Annotated in this window: 2 protein-coding genes; both read right to left on the bottom strand. The window is 69.7% G+C overall.

Annotated features, from left to right (window positions below; translation table 11 throughout):
• Positions 1-131 precede the first annotated feature (131 nt).
• A complete protein-coding gene (locus ACWEMY_RS29230) occupies positions 132-422 on the bottom strand; it encodes a hypothetical protein (protein ID WP_071930967.1) in 291 nt (96 codons plus the stop codon).
• A 193-nt stretch (positions 423-615) separates the two neighbouring features.
• Positions 616-1,566 carry an alpha/beta fold hydrolase gene (locus ACWEMY_RS29235; protein WP_452392606.1) on the bottom strand — a complete coding sequence of 317 codons (951 nt, stop codon included), beginning with the start codon at positions 1,564-1,566 and terminating at the stop codon, positions 616-618.
• Positions 1,567-1,618: the final 52 nt, after the last annotated feature.

Genomic DNA, 1,618 nt, shown 5'->3' on the forward strand with positions numbered 1-1,618 from the left:
CAGAGGGTGCGACGAAGGAGTACCCGGCGGGAGGGAAGATCAAGGGAACAGGCCGAGAACCCGCGGCACCAGCCGCTGATCAACACAGCGGCCCTGGGTTCAGGGCCGCTGTGCTGGTGAAACAGGTCTGCTTACTTGGTTCTGGGCCGGGAGTGGAAGCCGAGGCCCTCGTCCTGCGCGCCCATCCAGGCCGCCTCGTCGGACTTGCTGTCCGGGACGTAGATCGGCTCGGAGCGGCGGGGGACGGCCAGTTCCGGCGGTGGCGCCTGCTCGAACTCCTCGGCATCGATGACGAGCCGCTCGAGGTCGTTCTCCAGCCGGCGCACGGTGGCCGCGTCGCCGTAGTTGGAGCGCAGTGCGCCGATCGATTGCCGGAGCTGACCGACCGCGTAGCGCAGTTCCGCGATATCGCTGCGTGTCATCGTTACCTCCTGTGTATATGGCGGGCACGCCGACTCGTCCGACCACCAGGCATGCCCGTGAAATCCCGGGCCGCACTGCACCGAGCCGTGTGACTCACCACACAACGTGATCTCCACCACAGTAACCGAACTTTTCGGATCACGCCCGGAGTTACCCCGGATTCCGCGGTTGCCATCCGGTAACTCCGGGTGTTCAGCCCGCCACGGCGTAGCGTTCGCGCAGTCCCGAACCCGCCCGCTCGACCAGCGCGGCAATCGAGTGGGCAACCTCCTCGGCGCACTCCAGGATCACGCTGTGCCCGGCCCCCTCGATCCGCACCAGCTCCGCGCCTGCCAGCTGTGAGGCCAGCACCACCGAGTGGGTGAACGGCACCATGAGGTCGGCCGATCCGGCCAGCACCAGGGCGGGCAGGTCGCCGAGGTGAGCCAGGGTGCGGGCTTCGTCGAAGTCGAGCAGCGAGGTCAGGAAGGCGGCCACGGTGAGCAGTGAGGTCTCCCCGAGCACCGCCGTGGCGATCGAGGCGACGCGCGGGTTCACCCGCCGGGTGCCCGCGCCCGCTTCGCGGAGCAAAGGTCCGAAGATCCAGCGCGACAAACGCTTCGAAGCCTGCATCACCCGTGGGGCGCGCACCACCGCGTGCTGCAGGGAGACCACCGCATGCCGGTTGAGCAGCCTGCCCAGACCCACCTCGCTGATCCCGCCCGCGGCACCGGCGATCAGCGCGATCCCGGCCACCCGCGCGCCGATCGCGGCGGGGAACAGCCGCGCGTAGGCCAGCAGCACCATCGCGCCCATCGAGTGCCCGACCAGCACCACCGGCCCGGCCGGGGCCACCGCGCGCAGCACCGCGTCGAGGTCGGTGGCGAGCTGGTCGATGGTGTAGGTGGCGTGGTGGGCGTGCCCGGATTCGCCGTGGCCGCGGTGGTCGTAGAACACCATCCTGGTGTCGGTGTCCCAGTGCCGCAGCAGCTGTTCGCGCAGGATCTTCCACGATTCGGTGTGCAGGCAGTGGCCGTGGACGAAGACCACGGTGAGTGGTGCGTCCTCGGCGCCGAAGGCCCGGACCGCGATCGGGACGCCGTCGTCGGCGACCACTGTCGCGCGGCGGCCGTCGAGGTCAGCGGTAGCGAAGGTCTGAGACATGGCGGCCTCCGTGTTTGTGGAGCGCTGGCGCGCTCGAGGTCGCGGCCCCTGG

Source organism: Nocardia sp. NPDC004415, from assembly GCF_053602435.1.

What these genes read in the sequence shown, in the direction of transcription:
- ACWEMY_RS29230 (WP_071930967.1), bottom strand. Translation starts at nt 422, where the DNA reads ATGACACGCAGCGATATCGCGGAACTGCGCTACGCGGTCGGTCAGCTC.
- ACWEMY_RS29235 (WP_452392606.1), bottom strand. Translation starts at nt 1,566, where the DNA reads ATGTCTCAGACCTTCGCTACCGCTGACCTCGACGGCCGCCGCGCGACA.